The organism is Ruegeria sp. CF3 (genome assembly GCF_056537365.1).
The window spans coordinates 72,515-95,727 of sequence record NZ_JBQFRK010000008.1; the positions used below are offsets into that span (position 1 = coordinate 72,515).

The window sequence follows — 23,213 nt, forward strand, 5'->3', positions numbered from 1 at the left end:
CAGGAAAGAGTATTCGAGTGTTTCACTACAAGCGAAATCAGTCGTTGCTGGGCGGGGTTTTCACCACCGCCGAGCTTATATTCCATGCGGTGGTCCGCAATATCCGCTCGCAGCATTCAAATGCGGTGATCGCAATCCTGATAAACATTGTTCAGGTCGTTCTTCTGGTGACGGCGTTTTATATACTTATGACGCTAATTGGTCGAATGACCGGCATGGCCAAAATCCGGGGCGAGATGGTGTTGTTCCTGCTCTCCGGAGTTTTTCTGTTCCTGACGCATATCAAGTCTGTCGCTGCTATCGCCGGGGTTGGATCCGGCAACAATCCGATGACACTGCATTCGCCGATGACCATGATGGTGATGTTGTCAGCATCTGCCTTCGGTATTCTGTACACGCAGCTTGTCTCGATCCTGGTCATCCTGTTCGTCTACAGCGTAGCCGTCTCGCCCCTTGTAATTCAGGAGCCCGGCGGTGCTTTTGGGATGCTTTTGCTGGCATGGTTTGTAGGATGCTCAGTCGGTCTTGTGTTTCTGGCGCTAAAGCCCTGGTTTCCAAATACGGTAAGCATCCTGACAAGTATGTACCGTCGTCTGAACATGATATTTTCTGGCAAGATGTTCGTCGGCAACGCATTGGGTGGGTTCATGCTGACTATGTTTGCGTGGAACCCGCTGTTTCACATCATAGATCAATGCCGTGGTTTTGTGTTCCGAAACTACTTTCCCCGCAACTCCAGTTGGGAATACGCGCTTTGGGTCGGGATAATCCTGACGATGATCGGCCTGCTGGGCGAGTTCTATACCCGTAAGCAGGTCTCGAAAAGCTGGGATGCGCGACGCTGATCTTGGCGGTGCACACTTTATCCTGAAAAGCTGATCCCGAATTTGGATTGTGTTTCACGTTGCGACTCTCAAAGTCAGGTTGATGCGTCCGCCCTTTGGCAAAAGTTTGGATGATCCAAACCGGATGCGATCAACCCCGTGATAGGTCAAGCGTGCCGGGCCGCCCATGATCACCACATCGCCCGAGCTCAGCCAGATCGACTCGGTCTTGCCGCCCCGTGTTGTATTGCCGATGCGGAATAGCGCGTCATCGCCCAATGAAATCGACAGCACGGGCCACGAGAAATCGGCCTCATCCTTGTCCTGATGCAGGCCCATCTTGGTGCCTTCACCGTAATAGTTGATCAGACAGCAATCGGGCCGGCGATCCGCGCCCGTCAGGTCCTGCCAGATGGTCAAAATCTCATCTGGAATCGCGGGCCATGTCATGCCCTTTGGGTGCGTGTCCTGATACCGATAGCCCGCCCGGTCAGTGACCCATCCCAGCACCCCGGCCGAGGTCATGCGCACTGACATTTCCTTGCCCGAAGGTGTCACGGGCCGATAAAGCGGTGCCACTTTCAGAATCGGCCTAAGCAGGTCAACTAGATGCGACTGCGCCGCCGCATCCAAATAGCCTTTCCGAATATCAAATCCGCGCAATAACAGCCGCGCCATTCCAGAATCCCCAAACCTTGCCAAAACCTTGCCAAAAAGGCCACAGATTCCCGAAAACCTGCGTTTCTGAACGCTTGCAGGCCCCTGTTCTCGCCCTTATATACGCCTCGACGCGCGATGGTGTAGTGCTGTCGCGCACATCAATCGGGGGCAGGATGCCGCAACGGGTCCAACCCTCGGGACATCGCCTTGAATGGAAAGGGATTGAAAATATGGGAAAAGTAATCGGGATTGACCTCGGTACCACCAACTCGTGTGTGGCCATCATGGACGGCTCGCAGCCGAAGGTCATCGAAAACGCCGAAGGGGCGCGGACCACGCCCTCGATCGTCGCTTTTACAGAAGATGAGCGTCTGGTCGGTCAGCCTGCAAAACGTCAGGCGGTCACCAACCCCGACAACACGATCTTTGGCGTCAAGCGTCTGATCGGTCGTCGTGTGGATGATGCAGAAGTCGAAAAAGACAAGAAAATGGTGCCCTACGCCATCGTTGATGGCGGCAATGGCGACGCGTGGGTTGAAGCCCGCGGTGAAAAGTACTCCCCAAGCCAGATCTCGGCCTTCACTCTGGGCAAGATGAAGGAAACCGCAGAAAGCTATCTGGGTGAGGAAGTCACGCAAGCAGTCATCACCGTTCCGGCATACTTCAACGATGCTCAGCGTCAGGCCACCAAAGACGCCGGTAAAATTGCCGGTCTGGAAGTGCTGCGGATCATCAACGAGCCGACAGCGGCTGCTCTGGCCTATGGTCTGGACAAGGAAGAAACCCAAACCATCGCGGTTTATGACCTTGGTGGTGGTACTTTCGACGTAACCATTCTGGAAATCGACGACGGCCTGTTCGAGGTGAAGTCGACCAACGGCGATACCTTCCTAGGTGGTGAAGACTTTGACATGCGCATCGTCAACTATCTGGCGGATGAGTTCAAAAAGGAACACGGTGTCGACCTGTCTGCCGACAAGATGGCCCTGCAGCGTCTGAAAGAAGCCGCTGAAAAAGCCAAGATCGAGCTATCCTCGACCTCGCAGACCGAAATCAACCAGCCGTTCATCTCGATGGGTTCGAACGGTCAGCCGCTGCACATGGTCATGAAACTGACCCGTGCCAAGCTGGAATCGCTGGTTGGCGACCTGATCAAGAAGTCGATGAAGCCTTGCCAGGCTGCCCTGAAAGACGCGGGCCTGTCGGCTGGCGACGTGGATGAGGTTGTTCTGGTCGGTGGTATGACCCGGATGCCGAAAGTGATCGAAGAGGTCACCAAGTTCTTCGGTAAGGAGCCGCACAAAGGTGTGAACCCGGACGAAGTTGTTGCCATGGGCGCCGCCATTCAGGCCGGCGTTCTGCAGGGCGACGTCAAAGACGTGGTTCTGCTGGACGTGACCCCGCTCAGCTTGGGCATCGAGACACTGGGTGGCGTGTTCACCCGACTGATCGACCGCAACACGACCATTCCGACGAAAAAGTCCCAGGTCTTCTCGACCGCCGAGGACAACCAGAACGCCGTGACCATCCGCTGTTTCCAGGGTGAGCGCGAAATGGCTGCGGACAACAAGATCCTCGGTCAGTTCAATCTGGAAGAGATCCCGCCCGCACCGCGCGGCATGCCTCAGATCGAGGTGACTTTTGACATCGACGCCAACGGCATTGTCTCGGTTTCGGCCAAGGACAAAGGCACTGGCAAAGAGCAGAAGATCACCATTCAGGCCTCGGGCGGTCTGTCGGACGAAGATATCGACAAGATGGTCAAGGATGCCGAGGAAAACGCCGAGGCAGACAAGGCCCGCAAAGAGCTGGTCGAAGCCAAGAACCAGGCCGAAAGCCTTGTCCACGCGACCGAGAAATCGATCGAGGAACATGGCGACAAGGTCGACCCGTCGACCGTAGAAGCGATCGAGCTGGCCGTTGCTGCGCTCAAGGATGAGCTGGAAACGGACAATGCCGACAAGATCAAGTCGGGCATCCAGAACGTGACCGAAGCGGCCATGAAACTGGGTGAGGCGATCTATAAGGCACAGGCGGAAGAGGGCGAAGATGAGCCCGCAGCCGCAGATGCCGCGCCGGGTGACGATGACATTGTCGACGCCGAGTTCGAAGATCTGGACGACGACAAGCGTAACTAACGGGTAACCGGGCCAATTTGGGCCGGTCCGGTTGCCGGGCCGGCCCGATTACGTTGAGGCAGAAGGAAATACTGATGTCCAAACGCGACTATTACGAAGTGCTCGGCGTGTCCAAGGGCGCTTCTGCGGATGAGATCAAGAAAGGCTTTCGCTCGAAAGCCAAACAGCTGCATCCCGATCGCAACAAGGACAACCCCGATGCCGAAGCGCAGTTCAAAGAGGCCAACGAGGCTTACGATGTTCTGCGTGATGCTGACAAGAAAGCCGCTTATGACCGCTTTGGTCACGCTGCGTTTGAAAACGGCATGGGTGGCGGCGGCGGCCGTCCCGGTGGCGGCTTCGGTCAGGGCGATTTCTCCAGCGCGTTCTCTGACGTGTTCGACGATCTGTTCGGCGACTTCATGGGTGGCCAGCGTGGGGCAGGCGGGGGCCGTCGCGCTGCACGCGGTTCAGACCTGCGCTATAACCTGCGGGTCACGCTGGAAGAGGCTTATGCAGGCCTGCAGAAAACCATAAACGTTCCTACGGCTGTGGCCTGTTCCTCTTGCGAGGGAACTGGTGCCGAAGGTGGTGTTGAACCTACTGCCTGTCCGACTTGTTCCGGCATGGGCAAGGTTCGCGCGCAACAGGGCTTTTTCACGGTTGAGCGCACCTGCCCGACCTGCTCTGGTTTGGGTCAGATCATTAAGAACCCTTGTAAGTCGTGCCAAGGTGCGGGGCGTGTTGAAAAAGATCGCGCATTGTCCGTGAACATCCCTGCCGGTGTCGAGACCGGCACCCGGATTCGTCTGGCCGGTGAGGGTGAGGCCGGAATGCGTGGTGGTCCTCCGGGTGACCTCTATATTTTTGTCGAAGTTTCCGAGCACAAGCTGTTCGAACGTGACAGCGTGAACCTCTATTGCCGTGTGCCAGTCAGCATGGCCAAGGCAGCACTTGGCGGTTCGATCGAGGTGCCGACCATCGACGGTGGTCGCGGTCGTGTACAGATTCCTGCCGGCAGCCAGTCGGGTCGCCAGATGCGCCTGCGTAGCAAAGGCATGCCCGCTCTGCGTGGCGGAGGCATCGGGGATATGTTCATCGAACTTGCCGTGGAAACTCCGGTCAATCTGACCAGTCGTCAGAAAGAACTTCTGCGTGAGTTTGACGATTTGGGTGAGGATAACCATCCGGAATCTAAAAGCTTTTTCTCTTCTGTAAAGTCCTTCTGGGATGGCATGAAGGGTTAAACGGTTAAGCAGGGGGGCTCTGCCCCCATCGCCCTTTGGGCGACCCCCCCCGAGATATTTATGGCCAGATGAAACAGGGGATCCGTGTGTTGCCGATCCGGCGGGCAGGGATAGAGCGCGTTAACTTTTCGGAAACCGATTCTGCGTCAGAGTGGTGTTATGACCCAAGACGCCTTTGCCGAAGCCCCCATGCTGTTCGATACGGATGAAGCACCGGCGCAGCCGCTGCCCGTTGGTCGGTTACCCTCCTACATCAAAGACCATCGCAAGCGGCTGCGCGAAAGGTTCATGTCTGGCGGATCAGCAGCGATGCCGGATTATGAACTGCTGGAACTTGCTCTGTTCCGATCCATCCCGCGTCAGGATGTGAAACCGCTGGCGCGCGCGCTGATGGATGCGTTTGGTGATTTCAATCGTGTGTTGACTGCACCCGAGGAACGGCTGCGTCAGATCAAAGGCGTTGGGGACACGGTGATTACCGATCTGAAAATCCTTGAGGCCTGTGCCCATCGCATGGCGCGTGCCCGGGTGATGCAACGGCATGTGATCTCGGGATGGGATGCGCTTCTGGACTATTGTCACACCACGATGGCGCACCGCGAGATCGAGCAGTTTCGTGTGTTTTATCTAGATCGCAAGAATGTGCTGATTGCGGATGAAGAGCAGGCCAAAGGCACAGTCGATCATGTGCCGGTCTATCCGCGAGAGGTCGCGAAGCGGGCGTTGGAACTCAATGCCTCGGCTCTGATCCTGGTCCACAATCATCCATCCGGTGATCCGACGCCGTCGCAGTCGGATATCGATATGACCAACCGGATTCAGGATGCGTGTTCCGCCCTTGGGCTGACTTTGCATGATCACCTGATCATCGGGAAATCGGCTGAACTGAGTTTCCGCTCGCAAGGCTATTTGTAAGGGTTATCGGATCCAAACTTCGACCCGACGATTCACCTTGCGGCCCCATTCGGTGTCGTCGCAGGCCATCGGCATGGCCTCGCCAAAGCCCTCGACACTGATTTCGATGCTGTCGGGGAGGCTGGTTTCGACCGATGCCAGCACTGCGTTTCGGACGGTTTTGGCTCGCTGCAGGGCAATACGTGAATTGGCGACCGCCGCGCCCTCGCCGTCACTAAACCCAACAAAGATCAATTGACGCGCCTCCAACGTTCCGCTCTCCAAAGCTTGCGCAAGGTTCAAGATGTTTGACCGGGACTGCGCATCGGGTCGCGACGACCCCGGTTCGAACCGAAAGGACAAAGATAGCCGCGAAAGTGGACGGAGAGTTTCGATCATGCGCTGCAACTCTTGCAACCCGACCTCAACTCCACCGGTGCTGATCGCATTGGCCAGCCGATCGCCTTGCAGCCCAACCTGGATTGTTTCAAGGGATTGATCGACAAATCCGGCTTGCCGGATGACCATCTGTGCGGCGCTGCTTTGGGTATAGGCCAAAAACTGTCGCGCGACTTTGGGCAATCGTCTTTGTGGCAAATAGAAAAACATGGGTGAGGTCAGCGGATAATCTTCGGTCTTGACCGATTGCCGTGTTGCCGACAGGGCATGTCCGCACCCACCGGTCAGAGGCAGGGCGCGCACAGTCCCGGCCTCGGCAAGACTGGCGACGCCGAGCGCGAACGGGTCGTTCGAGACCGTGCGCACCAGATTGCTGTTTCGATCGTGGCGCGTGATCTGAGCGGTCATATGTGCGTTGGCAGGTGCTAACAGCAAATCCTCGACCGCCTGATCCAGCCCGGAACCGACCTGTGGCAGATGCAGAGAGATCGGCGCATCAGGCCCACCGAGATCGCCCCAATTTGCGACCTCGGCGGTGAAAACCTTCACCAGATCAGCAAGCGATATCTGGCGCACGGGATTGTCGGCCGACACGATTGGCACGATTGCATCCAGAGCCAAGACACGCGACCGGCGGGTTTGCGTCAGATCTCCGAGCCCAGCGGCTCTGGTCAACTCCAGTTCGTCTGATCGAATTTCCCGCTGCGCCAACACGACATCTGCGGTGTTCTCAACCAGATCGATAAAGCCGTCAGCCGTATCCGTTGCACGAAATATGAACCTCGCCAAAGGCGCCTGCCGATCAGGCTGATTCAGGGCGTAGACCCGCAGGTCTCCGGTGCCCTCGGGCTGTGACAGGGTTAACCCTTCCTCGATGGCAAAGCCCTGTGCAAGCGCGGGCAGCAGTGTCTCGGCGATCACTGATGAGCCAGAGAAACGAACTTCGGCCACAAAATCCGTCAGGTTGGGGCAAGCTGGGCCGTCGCAGGTGACCCCCGATCCATCGACCGTCAGCTCTCCGAATTGCGTATCGACACGGTAGAATTCACCGTCGTAACCAAGAAGGGTGCCGACCACCTCTACCTTGCCGTCATGCGAGGTCAAAGTGATGTCCTGCGCGAATACGCTTTGTGCCAAGGATAAGGCAAAAAGCGCGGCGAACGCCGCACGAAGAATGTTCATTGGAAACCGTAGATCTGCCTGCTGCTTATTTGGCAGCGATTGTCAGGTCTGAGAACAGATTATTCAACACCAGAAAATCGCCAGCTGCCTCACAACCGGGCATATCCAGCGACAGGTCGCGTGAGCGGAGCCGTTCCGCGCGCCATTCCAATGATTGCACGTTTAGGGGCTTGCCGCAATTTGCTTCAGTGACCTCAGTTTCAACCGACAGTGTGATACTTCCGGCCTCGGTTGCGGTCTCGATGGGGTATGAATAAACCTCGATATTGCGCGCGACGTCCGAACCGCCCTGACCCAGATGGATCACCGAGCCCGAGCCGCCGGTCTGGGACCCGGACCACACGTGGCCTTCTTCCCCGTAACCTGCGCCGAATTCCAGCGCATGAAGCTGCAGATCGGTTTCGCCCTGCCACTGCAAGGCAACCCGGTTGAAGCTGTTGATCTCGGGCACATGCGTCGTCGCAACGGTGCCTTTCTCATCCGGCAGCGAGATCAGGAAAATAGCGTATTCCGACAGCGCCGGGATGGTCAGGTTCAAGCCGCCAAGCGCATCGGTCTCGGTGCTGAAAACCAGCCCGTTGTGATGAACCTCAATGATCTCATTGGCGTGGCAGGGAGCCTTGACCCGCAGCCGTACGTTGGCGCCGGGCACAGCCATGGCGCGCGCGCTCATATCGCAATTCGAAGGCAAACGGCTGGTTTCTTGCGCCGGGCGCGTGGATTGAGATAGATCCTTGGGACGCGCTTCTGTCGGGGAAGAAGAGGTCAGGACAACGCTTTCCAGTCCGGTCAGGTCCGAGTCCTGCTCCGAGATCGAAGCGACGCGTTCACCGCTCGGCTCAGCATTGGGTTGCTGCGCCGATCCGTTTTGCATCAAATATCCAATGGCCAGAGCGCAGGCAACGGTTCCGCCCGTGGTCACGTAGTTCTTAATGACAAACAAGACACCCTCCCCAGTTGAAGGAGCGATTCGCAATTTGCTTCCCAATCAAGGCCAATATGTGGCCGTGAGGCGGACTCATTGTGGTGGAAAGCAGGTGACGTTAAGTCAACCTGCCGTGGCAATGTTTGAATTTTTTCCCCGAGCCACAGGGGCAAGGATCATTGCGTGACGGGTTACCCCAAGTCGAAGGATCATCCTCAACAAAACCCGGACGACTGTCACCAGACGCTTCGGCTTCGGCGATCGCCTCGGCATTCCCGGCAGCTTGATCCACAGCTTTCTGCGCCTGTGCCTGTTGCGCTGCCATCTGCGCGAGCATTTCCTTCTGTTCTTCTTCGCTCAGCGGGCGCACGCGCGACAATTGCTGAGTGACGGTTTCGCGCAAGGAATCAAGCATCCCTTCGAACAGCTGGAAGCTTTCGTTCTTGTACTCGTTCAGCGGATCGCGCTGTGCATAGCCACGGAAACCCACGACCGAGCGCAGATGTTCCAGCGTCAAAAGATGTTCGCGCCATTTGCCATCGATAGTCTGCAGCAGAACCTGCTTTTCGATGTTGCGCATGTTTTCCGGGCCAAACGCCACGGCCTTCTGCGCCATCATTTCATCGGCGGCCTTGATCAGACGTTCGCGGATTTGCTCGTCATCTACGCCTTCCTCGGCGGCCCAGTCCTGAACCGGCGCATCGATGGTCAGCTTCTCTTTGACCGCTTCGTGCAGACCTTCTGTATCCCATTGATCTGCATATGATTTTGGCGGCATGAATTCGTCGATCATATCGTCGATCACCTGCTCACGCATATCGGACACGACATCCGACAGATCATCTGCTGACATGATTTCACGCCGCTGGCTGAACACGACTTTCCGCTGATCGTTCATCACGTCGTCGAATTTCAGAACGTTTTTGCGCATGTCAAAGTTGCGACCTTCGACCTTGGATTGCGCCCGTTCCAGCGATTTGTTCACCCAGGGGTGAATGATTGCCTCGCCCTCTTTCATGCCCAGCGTGGTCAGGACCTTGTCCAGACGTTCCGAACCGAAGATGCGCATCAGGTCATCTTCCAGGCTCAGGTAGAACACGGTGCGGCCCGGGTCACCCTGGCGTCCCGAACGCCCGCGCAGCTGGTTGTCGATCCGGCGGCTTTCATGACGTTCGGACGCCATTACGTAAAGACCACCGGCCTGCAGCACCTTTTCCTTTTCTTCCGCGTGCTTGGCTTCTTCTGCCGCACGCAAGTCGGCCGGGTCAGCCTCGGGGTTTTCGGCCAGCGCCTGCAGCACCTTCATCTCGACATTGCCGCCCAGCTGAATATCGGTGCCGCGGCCCGCCATGTTGGTGGCGATGGTCACCGCGCCAAGACGGCCTGCATCGGCCACTATCTGCGCTTCCTGTTCATGCTGGCGGGCGTTCAGAACGTTGTGCTCGATTCCCTCTTTGTCCAGCATCTGGCTGATCACTTCGGACTTTTCGATCGACGTGGTACCGACAAGAACCGGCTGACCTTTTTCACCGGCCTTTTTGACCTGTTCAATAATGGCACCGTATTTTTCGGCTGTCGTGCGATAGACCTGGTCGTCTTTGTCCTCACGCGCGATTGGTTTGTTGGTCGGAACCTCGACCACACCCAGACCATAGATTTCCTGAAATTCTTCCGCCTCGGTCAGCGCAGTGCCGGTCATGCCGGACAGCTTGTCATAGAGGCGGAAATAGTTCTGGAATGTCACGCTGGCCAGCGTCACATTCTCGGGCTGAATCTGTACGCCTTCCTTGGCTTCGATAGCTTGGTGCAGACCCTCCGACAAGCGGCGGCCCGGCATCATCCGACCGGTGAATTCGTCGATCAGCACCACATTGCCATCCCGAACGATATAGTCCTTGTCCCGTTGGAACAGTTTGTGCGCGCGCAGGCCCTGATTGACGTGATGCACTACAGTGGTGCTTTCGGGGTCGTACAGCGAATGCCCTTCGGGCAGCAGACCCGCTGAAAGCAGTTGCTGCTCCAAAAACTCGTTGCCTTCATCGGTGAACGTCACGCTGCGGCTTTTTTCATCGAGCGAGTAATGATCGTCCTGCAGCGTCGGGATCACGGTATCGATGGCAGTATAAAGGTCCGATCGGTCTTGTGCCGGCCCCGAGATGATCAGCGGCGTCCGCGCCTCATCAATCAGGATCGAGTCGACTTCGTCGACGATCGCGAAATTGTGGTGCTTCTGATAGACCTGTTCCAGATCGGCCTTCATGTTGTCGCGCAGATAGTCGAAGCCCAACTCATTATTTGTGGCATAGGTGATGTCACACTTGTACGCCGCCATCTTCTCGGCATCCGGTTGGCCCGACCAGATCACACCGGTCGTCATGCCAACGGACGCAAACACCTTGCCCATCCATTCCGAGTCGCGCTTGGCCAGGTATTCGTTCACCGTGACCACATGCACGCCCTTGCCGGTCAGTGCATTCAGATAGGCGGGGAAGGTGGCGACCAGGGTTTTGCCCTCACCCGTTTTCATTTCCGAGATGTTGCCCTGGTGCAGGAACAAACCACCCATCAACTGCACATCAAAGGCCCGAAGACCCAGGGCGCGCTTGGCCCCTTCGCGGACATTGGCAAATGCTTCCGGCAGCAAGTCATCCAGCTTTTCACCGTCCAGCGCTCGTTTGCGCAGCTCAGCGGTTTTCTCGATCAGGCCATCGTCGGTCAGGATCTCGAACTCCGGCTCCAGCGCATTGATCTTTTCGACCAGCGGGCGGGCCGCCTTGATCTTGCGGTCGTTCGGTGTTCCGAACACCTTTTTGGCGAGCGTTCCGAGTCCCAGCATGTTCACTCCAGCGGATCTGTTTTTTCTTGGTTGCGACAGGCTTGCCCACCTTGCGCGCAGCCCCTAGATACGGGGGGTGAAAGGCGGCCCTGTCCAAGGCTTCAAAGCGATGTAAGGGGCAGGTTCCACAGTGTCAACGCTGCGCCCTGTCGCGGCAAAGAAATAGGATAGTTCCATGCCCAAAGGCCTCACTTTTCTGCCATCGCTTGCGCTTGCTGCCGTGATGGCGTTGCCGCTGGCCGCCCAGGACGCACCGGATGCCAACACCGTGGTTGCCCGCGTGAACGGCGACGAGATCACATTGGGTCACGTCATCGCCACCGCCTCGGCGCTGCCGGCGCAGTATCAGCAGCTTGAAGATGAGGTGCTATATGATTTCATCCTCGAGCAACTGGTCCAGCAGCACCTGCTGAGCCTTGAACAGGAAGAGCTGAATACACTAAACGCCCTTCGACTGGAAAACGAAACCCGGTCCCTGCGCGCCGTACAAACCGTCGAAGCGCTGACAGCCGCCAGTGTCACTGATGAGGCCATACAGGCCGCCTATGACACGCAATTCGCCGAGTTTCAGGGCGAAGACGAGTTCAATGCCAGCCACATTCTGGTCGAATCCGAGGACGAAGCCAAAGCTGTCAAAGCCCAACTTGAAGAAGGCGCAGATTTCGCTGAGCTAGCGAAAGAAAAATCCACAGGACCCTCTGGCCCCAATGGCGGTGCGCTGGGCTGGTTCGGCAAAGGCCAGATGGTGCCCGAGTTTGAAGGTGCCGTGCTTGGCCTTGAAAAGGGTCAGGTCTCGGATCCGGTGCAAACCCAGTTTGGTTGGCACGTGGTCACGCTGAACGACAAGCGCAAGACCGAGGCCCCCGAATTGGCGGTCGTGCGCGATGAATTGGCTCAGACCATTCGGCAAGAAGCAATTCAGGCCAAGATTGACGAGTTGACGCAGCAAGCGCAGATCGAGCGTCCCGCGCTCGAGGGCGCCGGCCCCGAGGTCATGCGCCAGCTGGAGCTGCTGCAGGAGTAACCCCGTGGCCACGATAACCAAGGTTTCACCGCTGGCCCCGGCGGCCTTCCCCGAATTGCCCGCGATCGACGGTGTGCGCTTCGCCACTGTCGAGGCTGGTGTCCGATATCAAGGCCGCACCGATGTGATGCTGGCCGTTCTTGATCCGGGCACCTCGGTGGCCGGAGTGTTCACCCGCTCGGCCACCCGTGCGGCCCCCGTTCTGGATTGTCAGGACAAGATCGGCGGGCCCGGCGACGGGCCTGCAGCGATCCTTGTGAATTCGGGCAACGCCAATGCGTTTACCGGCCATTACGGGCAGACCTCAGTGGCCGAGGTGACGCAAGCCGTCTCCAAAGCTACCGGTGTTGAGGTAGATCGGGTTTTTACCTCGTCGACCGGTGTCATCGGCGAGCCGCTGCCCCATGACCGCATCGTTGCACAGCTTGAGGCGTTGAAGGCGGGCCTCAGCCGTCACGCGATCGAGGACGCGGCGCGCGCGATCATGACCACCGACACCTTCCCGAAGGGGTCGTCGGCGCAGGTCGATATTGGCGGCCAAACAGTCTCTATTGCGGGGATAGCGAAGGGTTCCGGCATGATCGCGCCCGATATGGCGACGATGCTGGTTTATATCTTCACCGACGCTCAGATCGAGCAGACAGCGCTGCAGGCGATGCTGGGCGCGCAGACCGACCGGACCTTCAACTGCATCACTGTGGATAGCGATACCTCGACATCCGACAGCCTCTTGCTTTGCGCCACCGGGGCATCGGGCGTCGATGCCACCGGCAATGCCGCTTTCGCGCAAGCGCTGGAAACAGTGATGTTGGACCTTGCGCAGCAAGTGGTCCGCGACGGCGAAGGGGCCACGAAATTCGTCGAAATTCGTGTGACCGGCGCCGCCACGGATGCTGATGCCAAAACCCACGGGCTGGCTATCGCCAACTCCCCGCTGGTCAAAACCGCCATCGCGGGCGAGGACCCGAATTGGGGCCGCATCGTCATGGCCATCGGCAAATCCGGTGCTGCTGCAGACCGCGACCTTTTGAGCATATCGTTCGGAGACATCCTTGTGGCTGAAAAAGGCTGGGTCAGCCCCGACTACCGCGAGGAAGACGCTGCGGCCTATATGAAAGGTCAGGATTTGGTGATCGCAGTCGATCTGGGACTGGGTCAGGGCGCTTCCACCGTCTGGACCTGCGATCTGACCCACGGATATATCGAGATCAACGCGGATTATCGCTCGTGAAGACAGTATTGGTGTCTGCTGTCGCTCTGATCGACATCGAGGGCCGCGTCCTACTGGCCCAACGCCCCGAAGGCAAATCCATGGCCGGTCTCTGGGAATTCCCCGGCGGCAAGATCGAACCCGGAGAAACCCCCGAGGCCGCCCTGATCCGCGAATTGCACGAGGAACTGGGCATCGACACCTGGGCCTCGTGCCTCGCGCCGCTGACCTTTGCCAGCCACAGCTATGACGATTTCCACCTGCTGATGCCGCTGTATGCCTGCCGCAAATGGGAGGGGATACCGCAATCGAAAGAAGGACAGGCGCTGAAATGGGTGCGGGCGAATGATCTGAGGAACTACCCGATGCCTGCGGCAGATGTGCCGTTGATCCCGATTTTGCGGGATTGGCTATAAGCCCTTAAAAAAGACTCTAATCTGACTCAACTGGCAAAACGACAAAGCTTGGCAAATCACTGTGGTGCATGTCATTGCTGAACATATCGTTACGAAGGCAACCGACGTATTCTGCTTGAGGTTCCCTTTGTTCGATCCGGACTGGCCCGCCCTCACGCGTAGCAATTCCCGCATGCACCGCGGCCATACAAATGTTGCTCCACCAAGCGTACACTTCGCATCCCTGTACATTGAACGGCCGTATCCGTTGCGCCTCTTTTGTGCACATGCACTCAATGGGTAAGTCAAGTTCACCAATATGGCCGGGGCAATCCTGTAACTCATCGGCTGAAATCGGTCGACTCCCGCTACCAGCGATCACAAAAATCGCGATGGCCACAAATATGATCTGCTGAGCTCTATGCATTATCAATTCTATCACGAACTCACGCATTGCCCAAAGAAACGCGGAGGTTGTATTCGCTTTTGGCAGCGCTGGTTTATCCAGTTCAACGATTTTTACATCTTGTACAACTCGGAACTTCACTCCTCCGCCCCTGTTACAATTCGTAAGAATTGAGAAAACATCAGGCAAAACTTGACGCTGATCGTTACGACGTCCCTTATCGGGGCATTGGCGTTCGGGCACCATCCCGAACCCGCCATTTTCGGCCCGGGGAGGGGTCGGATGGGGAGGAGAAAAAGATTGGCTCAGACGCAGTCGGGCGCTGAAGGGATGGACTCTCTTCCGGCGCTATTACACCGCAATGTGACCCAGTTCGGGGATGCCCCGGCCTATCGGGAAAAGGAATTCGGGATCTGGCAATGCTGGACCTGGGCGGAAGCCGCCAAAGAAATCCGTGCCATCGCGCTTGGGTTTCTAGAACTTGGCGTTGAAAAGGGTGACCATATTGCTGTGATTGGTCGGAACCGTCCCGCCCATTACTGGTCGATGGTTGCCGCTCAGATGGTAGGCGCGGTGCCGGTGCCTCTGTATCAGGACTCGGTCGCCGAAGAGATGGCCTATGTGCTGGAACATTGCGGCGCGAAATATGTGGTCTGCGGTGATCAGGAGCAGGTCGACAAAGTCATCGAGATTCAGGAAAATCTCCATCAGGTCAAACACATACTTTATACCGACAAGCGCGGGATGCGGAAGTATGACCACTCGCAGATGAACGCGCTTGAGGACATCATGGCGGAGGGCAGCGCCGGTCATGCACGGTTTGACGCCGAACTGGACAAGCGCATCGCTGCGATCACCTATGACGACACCTGCGTAATGCTCTATACCTCGGGCACCACGGGCAAGCCCAAGGGCGTGGTGCTGTCGAACCGGAATGTCATCGAGAGCGCCAAGAACTCGGCCGAGTTCGATCGTCTGACCCGGAATGAAGATATTCTCTCATACCTGCCGATGGCGTGGGTTGGGGATTTCATCTTCTCCATCGGTCAGGCCTATTGGTGCGGTTTCTGTGTGAACTGCCCCGAAAGCGCCGACACGATGATGACCGACCTGCGCGAGATCGGGCCAACCTACTTCTTTGCTCCGCCGCGTGTGTTCGAGACGCAGCTGACCAATGTGATGATCCGGATGGAGGATGCGGGCAAGCTGAAACAACGGATGTTCCACCACTTCATGGCGCATGCCAAAAAAGTCGGTGGTCTGTTGCTGGACGGCAAGCCGGTGGGCTTTGGCGACAAGCTGAAATACGCACTGGGTAACCTGCTGGTTTACGGTCCGCTCAAGGACACTTTGGGCTACGGTAGGTTCCGTGTTGGCTATACAGCGGGCGAGGCGATTGGGCCGGAAATCTTTGATTTCTATCGCTCTTTGGGCATCAACCTGAAACAGCTATATGGTCAGACCGAAGCCACCGTGTTCATTACAGTGCAACCGGATGGGGAGGTACGGGCCGATACGGTCGGCGTCCCCGCACCGGATGTTGAGCTGAAAATCGACGATAAGGGTGAGATCCACTATCGCTCGCCCGGGGTGTTTGTTGAATATTACAACAACCCGGACTCCACAGCTTCGACCAAAGATGCCGAAGGCTGGGTCGCCACTGGGGATGCCGGGTTCATCGAGGAGAACTCGGGCCATCTGCGGATCATCGATCGCGCCAAAGACGTGGGCAAGATGGCCGATGGCTCGATGTTTGCGCCGAAATACGTCGAGAACAAGCTGAAGTTCTATCCTGACATTCTTGAGGTCGTGCTGTTCGGTAACAGCAAGGATCGCTGCGTAGCCTTCATCAATATTGACCTGACAGCTGTCGGAAACTGGGCCGAACGTAACAATGTGGCCTACGCGTCCTATCAGGAGCTAGCGGGTCATCCCCGTGTGTTAGAGACGATTCGGAGCCATGTGGAAGAGGTGAACAAGTCGGTTGCGGCGGATGAAATGCTGTCGGGCTGTCAGGTGCATCGTTTCGTGGTTCTGCATAAGGAACTGGATGCGGATGATGGTGAAATGACCCGGACCCGCAAGGTGCGGCGTGGGTTTGTCGAGGACAAATTCAGCGACATTATTGCGGCGTTGTACGACGGGTCGTCGAGCGTTTCGACCACGACTGAAGTGACCTATGAAGATGGTCGTAAGGGATCGATTTCTGCGACGTTGGAAATTGTCGATGCGCCAGTGGTTCCGGTCGCGCAGCACAAGGTGGCGGCGGAATGAGTGGGCTGACGCGCGCCGCTCGACCTGCGGTCATCGCCCCGCCCGCCGTCCCGTTTTTGTGTCAGGGAGGTTCTGATGCTGGATAACTCCGAAGGATATGTCACCGAAGACGGCCGCAAGATCGGCGGTGTGGTGATGGAGATGAAGAACATCACCCTGCGCTTTGGCGGCGTGGTGGCGATCAAGGATATCTCGTTCGACATCCGTGAGGGTGAGATCCGTGCGATCATCGGGCCAAACGGGGCGGGTAAGTCCTCGATGCTGAATGTGATCTCGGGCTTTTATGTTCCGCAAGAGGGTGAGGTTTGGTTTCACGGTGCCAAACGCCCGCCGATGCGGCCCTTTGAAGTAGCCCAGCAAGGGATCGCGCGGACGTTCCAGAACATTGCCTTGTTTGAAGGGATGAGCGTTCTGGACAACGTCATGACCGGGCGTTTGGGTTTTATGAAGACCAATATTCTTCAGCAAGCGCTGTGGAAGGGCAAGGCCGAGGCAGAAGAGACCGAGAATCGCGAGGCGGTCGAGAAGATCATTGATTTCCTTGAGATTCAGCACATCCGCAAAACGCCGGTGTCCCGGCTGCCTTACGGGTTGAAGAAACGCGTCGAACTGGCGCGCGCGCTGGCAGCGGAACCGAAACTGCTGCTGCTGGATGAGCCGATGGCCGGGATGAACGTCGAAGAGAAAGAGGACATGAGCCGCTTTATCCTCGACGTGAATGACGAGTTTGGCACCACGATTGCGCTGATCGAGCACGATATGGGCGTGGTAATGGATCTGAGCGACCGTGTGGTTGTGATGGATTACGGCAAAAAGATTGGTGACGGCACCCCGGATGAGGTGCGCAACAACCAAGAAGTCATTGATGCCTATTTGGGGGTCAGCCATGACTGAGGTCCGGGCAGAATTGGGGAGGGGCTGGCATGCCTGAACAATTAATCTTCGCGATGGAGGTCATCCTCAACGGTCTGATGGCTGGGGTGCTGTATGCGCTGGTCGCGCTGGGCTTTGTGTTGATCTACAAGGCGTCGGGGATTTTCAATTATGCCCAAGGGGTTATGGCCCTGTTTGCGGCGATGACGCTGGTCGGAATCATGAACGGGCAGGTGCCTTTTGCGCACCTGATCAACGCGACTTTCGGCACGCACGTCTATAATTTTGGTTGGAATGTGCCCGCGTTGCTTGCGATTATTCTGACCATGGCCGTGATGGTGTTGCTGGCCTGGTGCGTGCAGCGGTTCGTGATGCGCCATCTGGTCGGACAGGAACCGATCATCCTGTTCATGGCGACCATCGGTCTGGCCTATTTCCTTGAGGGCGTCGCCGACCTGATGTGGGGGTCCGAGATCAAGACGCTGGATGTGGGTCTGCCGCAGGGTATCAACCTGTGGATTGACGAGACGACTTTTAACATCTTCGACTACGGTTTCTTCATCGACAATCTGGACATCGTGGCCACGATCATCGCAGCACTTCTGGTGGCGGCTCTGGTGGCGTTCAGCCAGTACACCAAGCAGGGTCGGGCGATGCGTGCGGTGGCGGATGACCATCAGGCGGCGCTATCGGTCGGGATTTCGCTGAACTTCATCTGGATCATGGTCTGGTCGGTCGCCGGGTTTGTGGCGCTGGTCGCGGGCATCATGTGGGGCACCAAATCGGGCGTCCAGTTCTCGCTGTCGCTGATCGCGCTGAAGGCGCTGCCGGTGCTGATGCTAGGCGGGTTCACCTCGATCCCCGGAGCCATTGTCGGTGGCCTGATCATCGGTGTGGGTGAGAAACTGTTCGAGTTCGCCATCGGCCCAATGGTTGGCGGTGCGACTGAGAACTGGTTTGCCTATGTATTGGCGCTGATATTCCTCGTGTTCCGACCTCAAGGCCTGTTCGGCGAGAAGATCATCGAGAGGGTGTAGGGCGTGACCAAGCTGATTGCCATCATCAACGTGATCGCATGGGCGGGGTTTTGGGCTTTCGGCTACATCGCCCTGACATCGAGCGATCTGACCGAGGGCCAACTTGTGATCGCTGTAATTCTGGCCTTTGCCGGGCTGGTCATGGGCATCCTGGCTTACATGAAACTGGTGCGCGCTTCCGAGGCCACCGGATATGCCAAAGGGTCCAATCAACTGGACGCCGCTGCCCGCAATCGGGCGCAGGAAGAATGGGGAAAGTAAGTTATGTTCTATCGTGAGGCCGGGGATTTCAAAACCTCATATATCGCCGACAGCCAGACTTTCCCGATCAAGTTTGACCGGTATCGGTATTATGTCGTGCTGGCGGTGGCGTTCGGGATCATTCCGTTCATCATCAACGACTATTGGGCCAACGCGCTGCTGCTGCCATTCCTGATCTATGCCATCGCTGCGATCGGGCTGAACATTCTGGTGGGCTATTGCGGACAGGTGTCGCTGGGCACCGGCGGGTTCATGGCTGTGGGGGCCTATGCCTGTTACAAGTTGATGACGGCCTTTCCCGATGTTAGCATGTTCATCCATGTGATCCTAGCCGGCGGCATCACCGCCATTGTGGGTGTCCTATTCGGCTTACCATCACTGCGGATCAAAGGCTTTTATCTGGCGGTTGCCACGCTGGCGGCGCAGTTCTTTCTTGTGTGGCTGTTTAACCGGGTGCCGTGGTTCTACAACTACTCGGCCTCGGGCCAGATCAATGCGCCGGAACGCGACGTATTTGGGATCATCATCACCGGCCCGAATGCTCCGGCATGGGCGACTTATCTGTTCTGCCTGATCTTCCTGACCGTCTGCGCGATCATCGCGCGTAACCTGACCCGCGGCACCACTGGTCGTACCTGGATGGCAATCCGCGACATGGACATCGCGGCCGAGATCATCGGGGTGAACCCGCTCAAGGCCAAGCTGACCGCCTTTGCTGTCAGTTCGTTCTTCGTGGGCGTGGCCGGCGCGCTGTTCTTTGCGGTCTATCTGGGCGCGGTCGAGGTTGGAGAAGTGTTCGGCATTCAAAAATCGTTCCTGGTGCTGTTCATGGTGATTATCGGCGGATTAGGGTCTATTTTTGGATCCTTTGCCGGTGCCGCCTTCCTCGTGCTGCTGCCAGTCGTTTTGAAACTGCTTGGCGTCGATCTGCTGGGCTGGCCCACAGATATCGTGGCGCACCTGAACCTCGTCATCGTCGGTGCTCTGATCATCATGTTCCTGATCCTCGAACCGCACGGTCTGGCGCAGCTCTGGCGTGTGGCGAAAGAGAAACTCAGACTCTGGCCGTTCCCGCACTAAGGACCGGCCCAACGAAAAGACGGGTGTGAAACCCGAAACCCAACATCGGATCAACCAAGGGAGGAGACACCCGATGAAAAAGAAACTGGCAACCCTGGCGCTGGGCGCCGTGATGGCCGCAGGTCCGGTCATGGCCGACCTCGTATTCCCGTCGCTCAGTTACCGGACCGGGCCTTATGCGGCCGGCGGTATCCCATTTGCGGACGGATATGCCGACTACTTCACACTGCTGAACGAACGCGATGGCGGTATCGGCGGTGTTGCGGCCAACGTGATCGAATGCGAGACCGGATATAACACGGAAAAAGGCGTGGAATGTTATGAATCGACCAAGGGCGAAGGTGCTCTGGTCTATCAGCCCCTGTCCACCGGCATCACCTATCAGTTGATCCCTAAAGTGACCGCAGACGGCATTCCGCTGCACACAATGGGTTATGGCCGCACCTCGGCGGCGAACGGTAAGGTGTTCAGCAACGTGTTCAACTATCCTGCCAACTACTGGAACGGGGCGTCGGGCGCGATCAACTATCTGCTGGACGAAAACGGTGGCGACTTGAGCGGCAAAAAGATCGCGCTGGTCTATCACAACTCGGCCTATGGCAAGGAACCGATCCGTACGCTGGAAACACTGGCTGAAAAACATGGCTATGACCTGACCCTGCTGCCGGTCGACCACCCCGGTCAGGAGCAGAAGTCGCAGTGGCTGCAAATCCGCCGGGAAAAGCCCGACTATGTGATCATGTGGGGCTGGGGCGTGATGAACCAGGTCGCCGTGCAAGAAGCCGCCAATATCCGCTTCCCGATGGAGAACTTCATCGGCGTCTGGTGGTCCGGGGCCGAGTTTGATGTTGAGCCTGCGGGTGATAAGGCCACCGGTTACAAAGCGCTGACCTTCACCGGTCTGGGCGACGACTATCCTGTCTATGACGACCTGAAGAAATATGTCGTCGATGCGGGCAAAGCTGCAGGCGCCGGTGATCAACTGGGTACGGTGCAGTACAACCGCGGCCTCTATGCTGCGATGCTGGCCGCAGAAGCAGTGAAAACCGCGCAAGAGATGCACGGCACTGCCGAAATCGACGCATCGATGATGCGCGATGGCATGGAGGCGCTGGAGATCACCAACGCCAAGATGGAAGCGTTGGGTATGGCCGGTTTCGGACCTGAATTCGCGGTCTCGTGCGAAAACCACGGCGGCCCAGGCCTTGTCGGCGTTGTTCAGTGGGATGCAGCGGCGGGTACCTGGAACTCGATTCAGGGCTTCGAACCGACTGACGCTGAGGTCATCAACGCACTGATCGACGAAGACTCGGGCGCATATGCTGCTGAGAACAATATTTCTCAGCGCTGCGAATAAGGTGCTCTGAACCAAACGGGGCGGCGGATCGCTGCCGCCCCGAACCCCACACTCGCACAAGGACACGCGCTGATGTTGGATGCGGCACAAACCACTGACGTGCAGGCGGAAACCCTGCTTGAGGTCAACAATATCGAGGTGATCTACAACCATGTGATCCTTGTTCTGAAAGGCGTTAGCCTGACTGTGCCCAAGGGCGGCATCACAGCCCTACTGGGTGGCAATGGTGCGGGAAAGACAACCACATTGAAGGCCGTGTCGAACTTGCTGCATTCGGAACGGGGCGAGGTCACCAAAGGCTCGATTAAATATCGCGGCGAGGGCGTGCATGAAAGCGACCCGGCTGCCTTGGTTGAGAAGGGCGTCATTCAAGTCATGGAAGGCCGCCACTGTTTCGAACACCTCACAGTCGAGGAAAATCTGCTGACCGGTGCCTATACCCGGAAGGACGGGTCTGCCGCGATCCAGCAGGACCTTGAATTGGTTTACAATTACTTCCCACGCTTGAAGGAACGCCGTCGTAGTCAGGCCGGTTATACTTCGGGCGGTGAGCAGCAGATGGTGGCGATGGGCAGGGCTCTGATGTCGCGCCCCGAGACCATCCTTCTTGATGAACCCTCAATGGGTCTGGCTCCGCAACTTGTCGAAGAGATTTTTGGCATCGTAAGGGACCTGAACGAGAAGGAAGGCGTGTCCTTCCTGCTGGCCGAGCAGAACACAAATGTGGCTCTAAGGTTTGCTCATTACGGTTATATTCTGGAATCTGGCCGCGTGGTGATGGACGGCCCCGCCGCTGAATTGCGCGAAAACCCGGACGTAAAGGAATTTTATCTCGGCATGTCTGACGAAGGCCGCAAGAGCTTTCGAGACGTGCGCTCATACCGCCGCCGCAAGAGATGGCTGTAAGCGGGTGGAGGATATTTCAATGACCTATTTTGATAAGCTTGAAACCCGATCCGCTGACGAGCGCACCGCTGATCACGCGCGCGCCTTGCCAGAACAGATTGCCCGCGCGCAAAAAGCGCCCGGATATGCCGGCATTCTGTCCAACGTGGACGCCGGCACAGTGACAGACATGCAGGCGCTGGCACAACTGCCGGTTCTGCGAAAATCCGATCTGACAAAGGCGCAGGGCACCCGACCTCCGTTTGGAGGGTTCACCGTCAAACCGGCGCGGAATTTCCAACACGTCTTTCAATCTCCGGGTCCGATTTACGAGCCCGGCAGCACTGATCACGACTGGTGGCGCATGGGCCGGTTCCTGAATGCAGCCGGGGTTGGTCCGGGCGATATCGTTCAGAACTGTTTTGGCTATCACCTCACCCCCGCGGGCATGATCTTTGAAAGCGGCGCGCAGGCCGTTGGCGCGTCGGTCCTGCCTGCAGGTACAGGTCAGACCGAGTTGCAGGTGACCGCTGCGCGCGATGTGGGTTGCACCGCATATGCAGGTACGCCCGACTATCTGAAAGTCATTCTGGATAAAGCCGAAGCCATGGGCGTCGCGCTGAAATTTTCCAAGGCCGTTGTGGGTGGCGGGGCGCTGTTTCCAAGCCTACGACAGGATTACGCCGATCGGGGCATCGTCTGCCTGCAATGCTACGCGACCGCTGATCTGGGCAACATAGCTTATGAAAGCCCTGCGATGGAGGGTATGATCATCGACGAACACGTGATCGTTGAGATCGTCACCCCCGGCACAGGAACCCCGGTTGCACCTGGTGAAGTAGGTGAGGTGGTTGTGACCACGCTGAACCCCGATTACCCGTTGATCCGTTTTGCCACCGGTGATCTGTCGGCGATCATGCCCGGAGAGTCTCCGTGCGGGCGCACAAATATGCGTATCAAAGGCTGGATGGGTCGCGCCGATCAGACCACCAAGATCAAGGGCATGTTCGTCCGCCCCGAACAGGTGGCCGCGCTGGTCGACAAGCATGATGAAATCGTCAAGGCGCGTGTCATTGCGGCGCGACAGGGCGAGATGGATACCATGACCGTTCAGATCGAAAGCCCCTGCGAGAACGATGGTGCCTATGCAAAATCGGTGGTCGAAGTCCTGAAACTGAAAGGCGCGATTGAAGTTGTGGCGCCGGGCTCTTTGCCCAAAGATGGCTTGGTGATCGAGGATCAGCGCGTTTATGAATAGGGATCTGTGGCAAACATTGCCGCAGTTTTTGTTAGTGGGCCCACTGGTGTTTCTTAGAGTTTTAGTCGA

General features: G+C 57.4%; 20 protein-coding genes. 15 read left to right on the plus strand and 5 right to left on the minus strand.

Annotation, left to right across the window (positions count from 1 at the left end; translation table 11 throughout):
- Positions 1-17 precede the first annotated feature (17 nt).
- Positions 18-845: an ABC-2 transporter permease gene (locus ACR0KC_RS20375; protein WP_170408775.1), complete on the plus strand. Its 828-nt coding sequence runs from the start codon at positions 18-20 to the stop codon at positions 843-845.
- Positions 846-899: 54 nt separating this feature from the next.
- Here ACR0KC_RS20375 and ACR0KC_RS20380 read toward each other — a convergent pair whose 3' ends face one another.
- Positions 900-1,502: an alpha-ketoglutarate-dependent dioxygenase AlkB gene (locus ACR0KC_RS20380; RefSeq protein ID WP_170613526.1), complete on the minus strand. Its 603-nt coding sequence runs from the start codon at positions 1,500-1,502 to the stop codon at positions 900-902.
- A 212-nt stretch (positions 1,503-1,714) separates the two neighbouring features.
- Here ACR0KC_RS20380 and dnaK point away from each other — a divergent pair, with 212 nt between their 5' ends.
- The 3 genes from dnaK to radC all read left to right on the plus strand — a co-directional run bounded on the left by dnaK (position 1,715) and on the right by radC (position 5,763).
- The gene (gene dnaK / locus ACR0KC_RS20385) at positions 1,715-3,622 is read left to right on the plus strand and encodes a molecular chaperone DnaK (RefSeq protein WP_170399312.1); all 1,908 of its coding nucleotides are present in this window, start codon (positions 1,715-1,717) and stop codon (positions 3,620-3,622) included.
- Positions 3,623-3,696: 74 nt separating this feature from the next.
- Positions 3,697-4,848 carry a molecular chaperone DnaJ gene (gene dnaJ / locus ACR0KC_RS20390; RefSeq protein WP_170399308.1) on the plus strand — a complete coding sequence of 384 codons (1,152 nt, stop codon included), beginning with the start codon at positions 3,697-3,699 and terminating at the stop codon, positions 4,846-4,848.
- A 159-nt stretch (positions 4,849-5,007) separates the two neighbouring features.
- On the plus strand, positions 5,008-5,763 hold the full coding sequence (gene radC / locus ACR0KC_RS20395; RefSeq protein WP_170515434.1) for a RadC family protein: 756 nt from the start codon (positions 5,008-5,010) through the stop codon (positions 5,761-5,763).
- A 3-nt stretch (positions 5,764-5,766) separates the two neighbouring features.
- On the opposite strand, the gene ACR0KC_RS20400 is transcribed toward radC, so the two are convergent.
- The 3 genes from ACR0KC_RS20400 to secA all read right to left on the minus strand — a co-directional run bounded on the left by ACR0KC_RS20400 (position 5,767) and on the right by secA (position 11,084).
- Positions 5,767-7,323 carry a phosphate ABC transporter substrate-binding/OmpA family protein gene (locus tag ACR0KC_RS20400; RefSeq protein ID WP_480772199.1) on the minus strand — a complete coding sequence of 519 codons (1,557 nt, stop codon included), beginning with the start codon at positions 7,321-7,323 and terminating at the stop codon, positions 5,767-5,769.
- Between the two features lie 25 nt (positions 7,324-7,348).
- Entirely contained in the window at positions 7,349-8,266 is a 918-nt protein-coding gene (locus ACR0KC_RS20405; protein ID WP_480772200.1) for a hypothetical protein, read from the minus strand.
- Positions 8,267-8,366: 100 nt separating this feature from the next.
- Positions 8,367-11,084 (minus strand): preprotein translocase subunit SecA, encoded by a 2,718-nt coding sequence (gene secA, locus ACR0KC_RS20410; RefSeq protein WP_480772201.1) that lies wholly within the window; start codon positions 11,082-11,084, stop codon positions 8,367-8,369.
- Between the two features lie 175 nt (positions 11,085-11,259).
- On the opposite strand from secA, the gene ACR0KC_RS20415 reads away from it, so the two are divergent.
- Genes ACR0KC_RS20415 through mutT form a run of 3 tightly spaced genes read left to right on the plus strand, consistent with a single transcriptional unit; the run spans position 11,260 to position 13,734 of the window.
- Positions 11,260-12,108 carry a peptidylprolyl isomerase gene (locus ACR0KC_RS20415; protein ID WP_170399297.1) on the plus strand — a complete coding sequence of 283 codons (849 nt, stop codon included), beginning with the start codon at positions 11,260-11,262 and terminating at the stop codon, positions 12,106-12,108.
- A gap of 4 nt (positions 12,109-12,112) precedes the next feature.
- Positions 12,113-13,339 carry a bifunctional glutamate N-acetyltransferase/amino-acid acetyltransferase ArgJ gene (argJ, locus tag ACR0KC_RS20420; RefSeq protein WP_170399294.1) on the plus strand — a complete coding sequence of 409 codons (1,227 nt, stop codon included), beginning with the start codon at positions 12,113-12,115 and terminating at the stop codon, positions 13,337-13,339.
- Complete coding sequence (mutT, locus tag ACR0KC_RS20425; protein ID WP_223117286.1) at positions 13,336-13,734, plus strand: 8-oxo-dGTP diphosphatase MutT; 399 nt, start codon at positions 13,336-13,338, stop codon at positions 13,732-13,734. Before argJ ends, mutT begins: the two co-directional genes overlap by 4 nt.
- A 16-nt stretch (positions 13,735-13,750) precedes the next feature.
- On the opposite strand, the gene ACR0KC_RS20430 is transcribed toward mutT, so the two are convergent.
- Positions 13,751-14,260: an LCCL domain-containing protein gene (locus ACR0KC_RS20430; protein WP_170613516.1), complete on the minus strand. Its 510-nt coding sequence runs from the start codon at positions 14,258-14,260 to the stop codon at positions 13,751-13,753.
- Between the two features lie 189 nt (positions 14,261-14,449).
- On the opposite strand from ACR0KC_RS20430, the gene ACR0KC_RS20435 reads away from it, so the two are divergent.
- The 8 genes from ACR0KC_RS20435 to ACR0KC_RS20470 all read left to right on the plus strand — a co-directional run bounded on the left by ACR0KC_RS20435 (position 14,450) and on the right by ACR0KC_RS20470 (position 23,144).
- On the plus strand, positions 14,450-16,393 hold the full coding sequence (locus ACR0KC_RS20435; protein WP_480707540.1) for an AMP-binding protein: 1,944 nt from the start codon (positions 14,450-14,452) through the stop codon (positions 16,391-16,393).
- A 75-nt stretch (positions 16,394-16,468) separates the two neighbouring features.
- Positions 16,469-17,287, plus strand: a complete 819-nt coding sequence (locus ACR0KC_RS20440) for an ABC transporter ATP-binding protein (RefSeq protein ID WP_170426283.1) — start codon at positions 16,469-16,471, stop codon at positions 17,285-17,287.
- A gap of 29 nt (positions 17,288-17,316) precedes the next feature.
- The gene (locus ACR0KC_RS20445) at positions 17,317-18,303 is read left to right on the plus strand and encodes a branched-chain amino acid ABC transporter permease (protein WP_170408767.1); all 987 of its coding nucleotides are present in this window, start codon (positions 17,317-17,319) and stop codon (positions 18,301-18,303) included.
- Between the two features lie 3 nt (positions 18,304-18,306).
- Positions 18,307-18,564, plus strand: a complete 258-nt coding sequence (locus ACR0KC_RS20450; protein WP_170408766.1) for a hypothetical protein — start codon at positions 18,307-18,309, stop codon at positions 18,562-18,564.
- Between the two features lie 3 nt (positions 18,565-18,567).
- The gene (locus ACR0KC_RS20455) at positions 18,568-19,644 is read left to right on the plus strand and encodes a branched-chain amino acid ABC transporter permease (protein WP_170408765.1); all 1,077 of its coding nucleotides are present in this window, start codon (positions 18,568-18,570) and stop codon (positions 19,642-19,644) included.
- A 73-nt stretch (positions 19,645-19,717) separates the two neighbouring features.
- Complete coding sequence (locus ACR0KC_RS20460; protein ID WP_170408764.1) at positions 19,718-21,001, plus strand: ABC transporter substrate-binding protein; 1,284 nt, start codon at positions 19,718-19,720, stop codon at positions 20,999-21,001.
- Between the two features lie 72 nt (positions 21,002-21,073).
- On the plus strand, positions 21,074-21,907 hold the full coding sequence (locus ACR0KC_RS20465) for an ABC transporter ATP-binding protein (protein ID WP_170399269.1): 834 nt from the start codon (positions 21,074-21,076) through the stop codon (positions 21,905-21,907).
- 19 nt (positions 21,908-21,926) lie between these two features.
- Positions 21,927-23,144 (plus strand): acyl-CoA synthetase family protein, encoded by a 1,218-nt coding sequence (locus tag ACR0KC_RS20470; RefSeq protein ID WP_170426281.1) that lies wholly within the window; start codon positions 21,927-21,929, stop codon positions 23,142-23,144.
- The last annotated feature ends 69 nt before the right edge of the window (positions 23,145-23,213 follow it).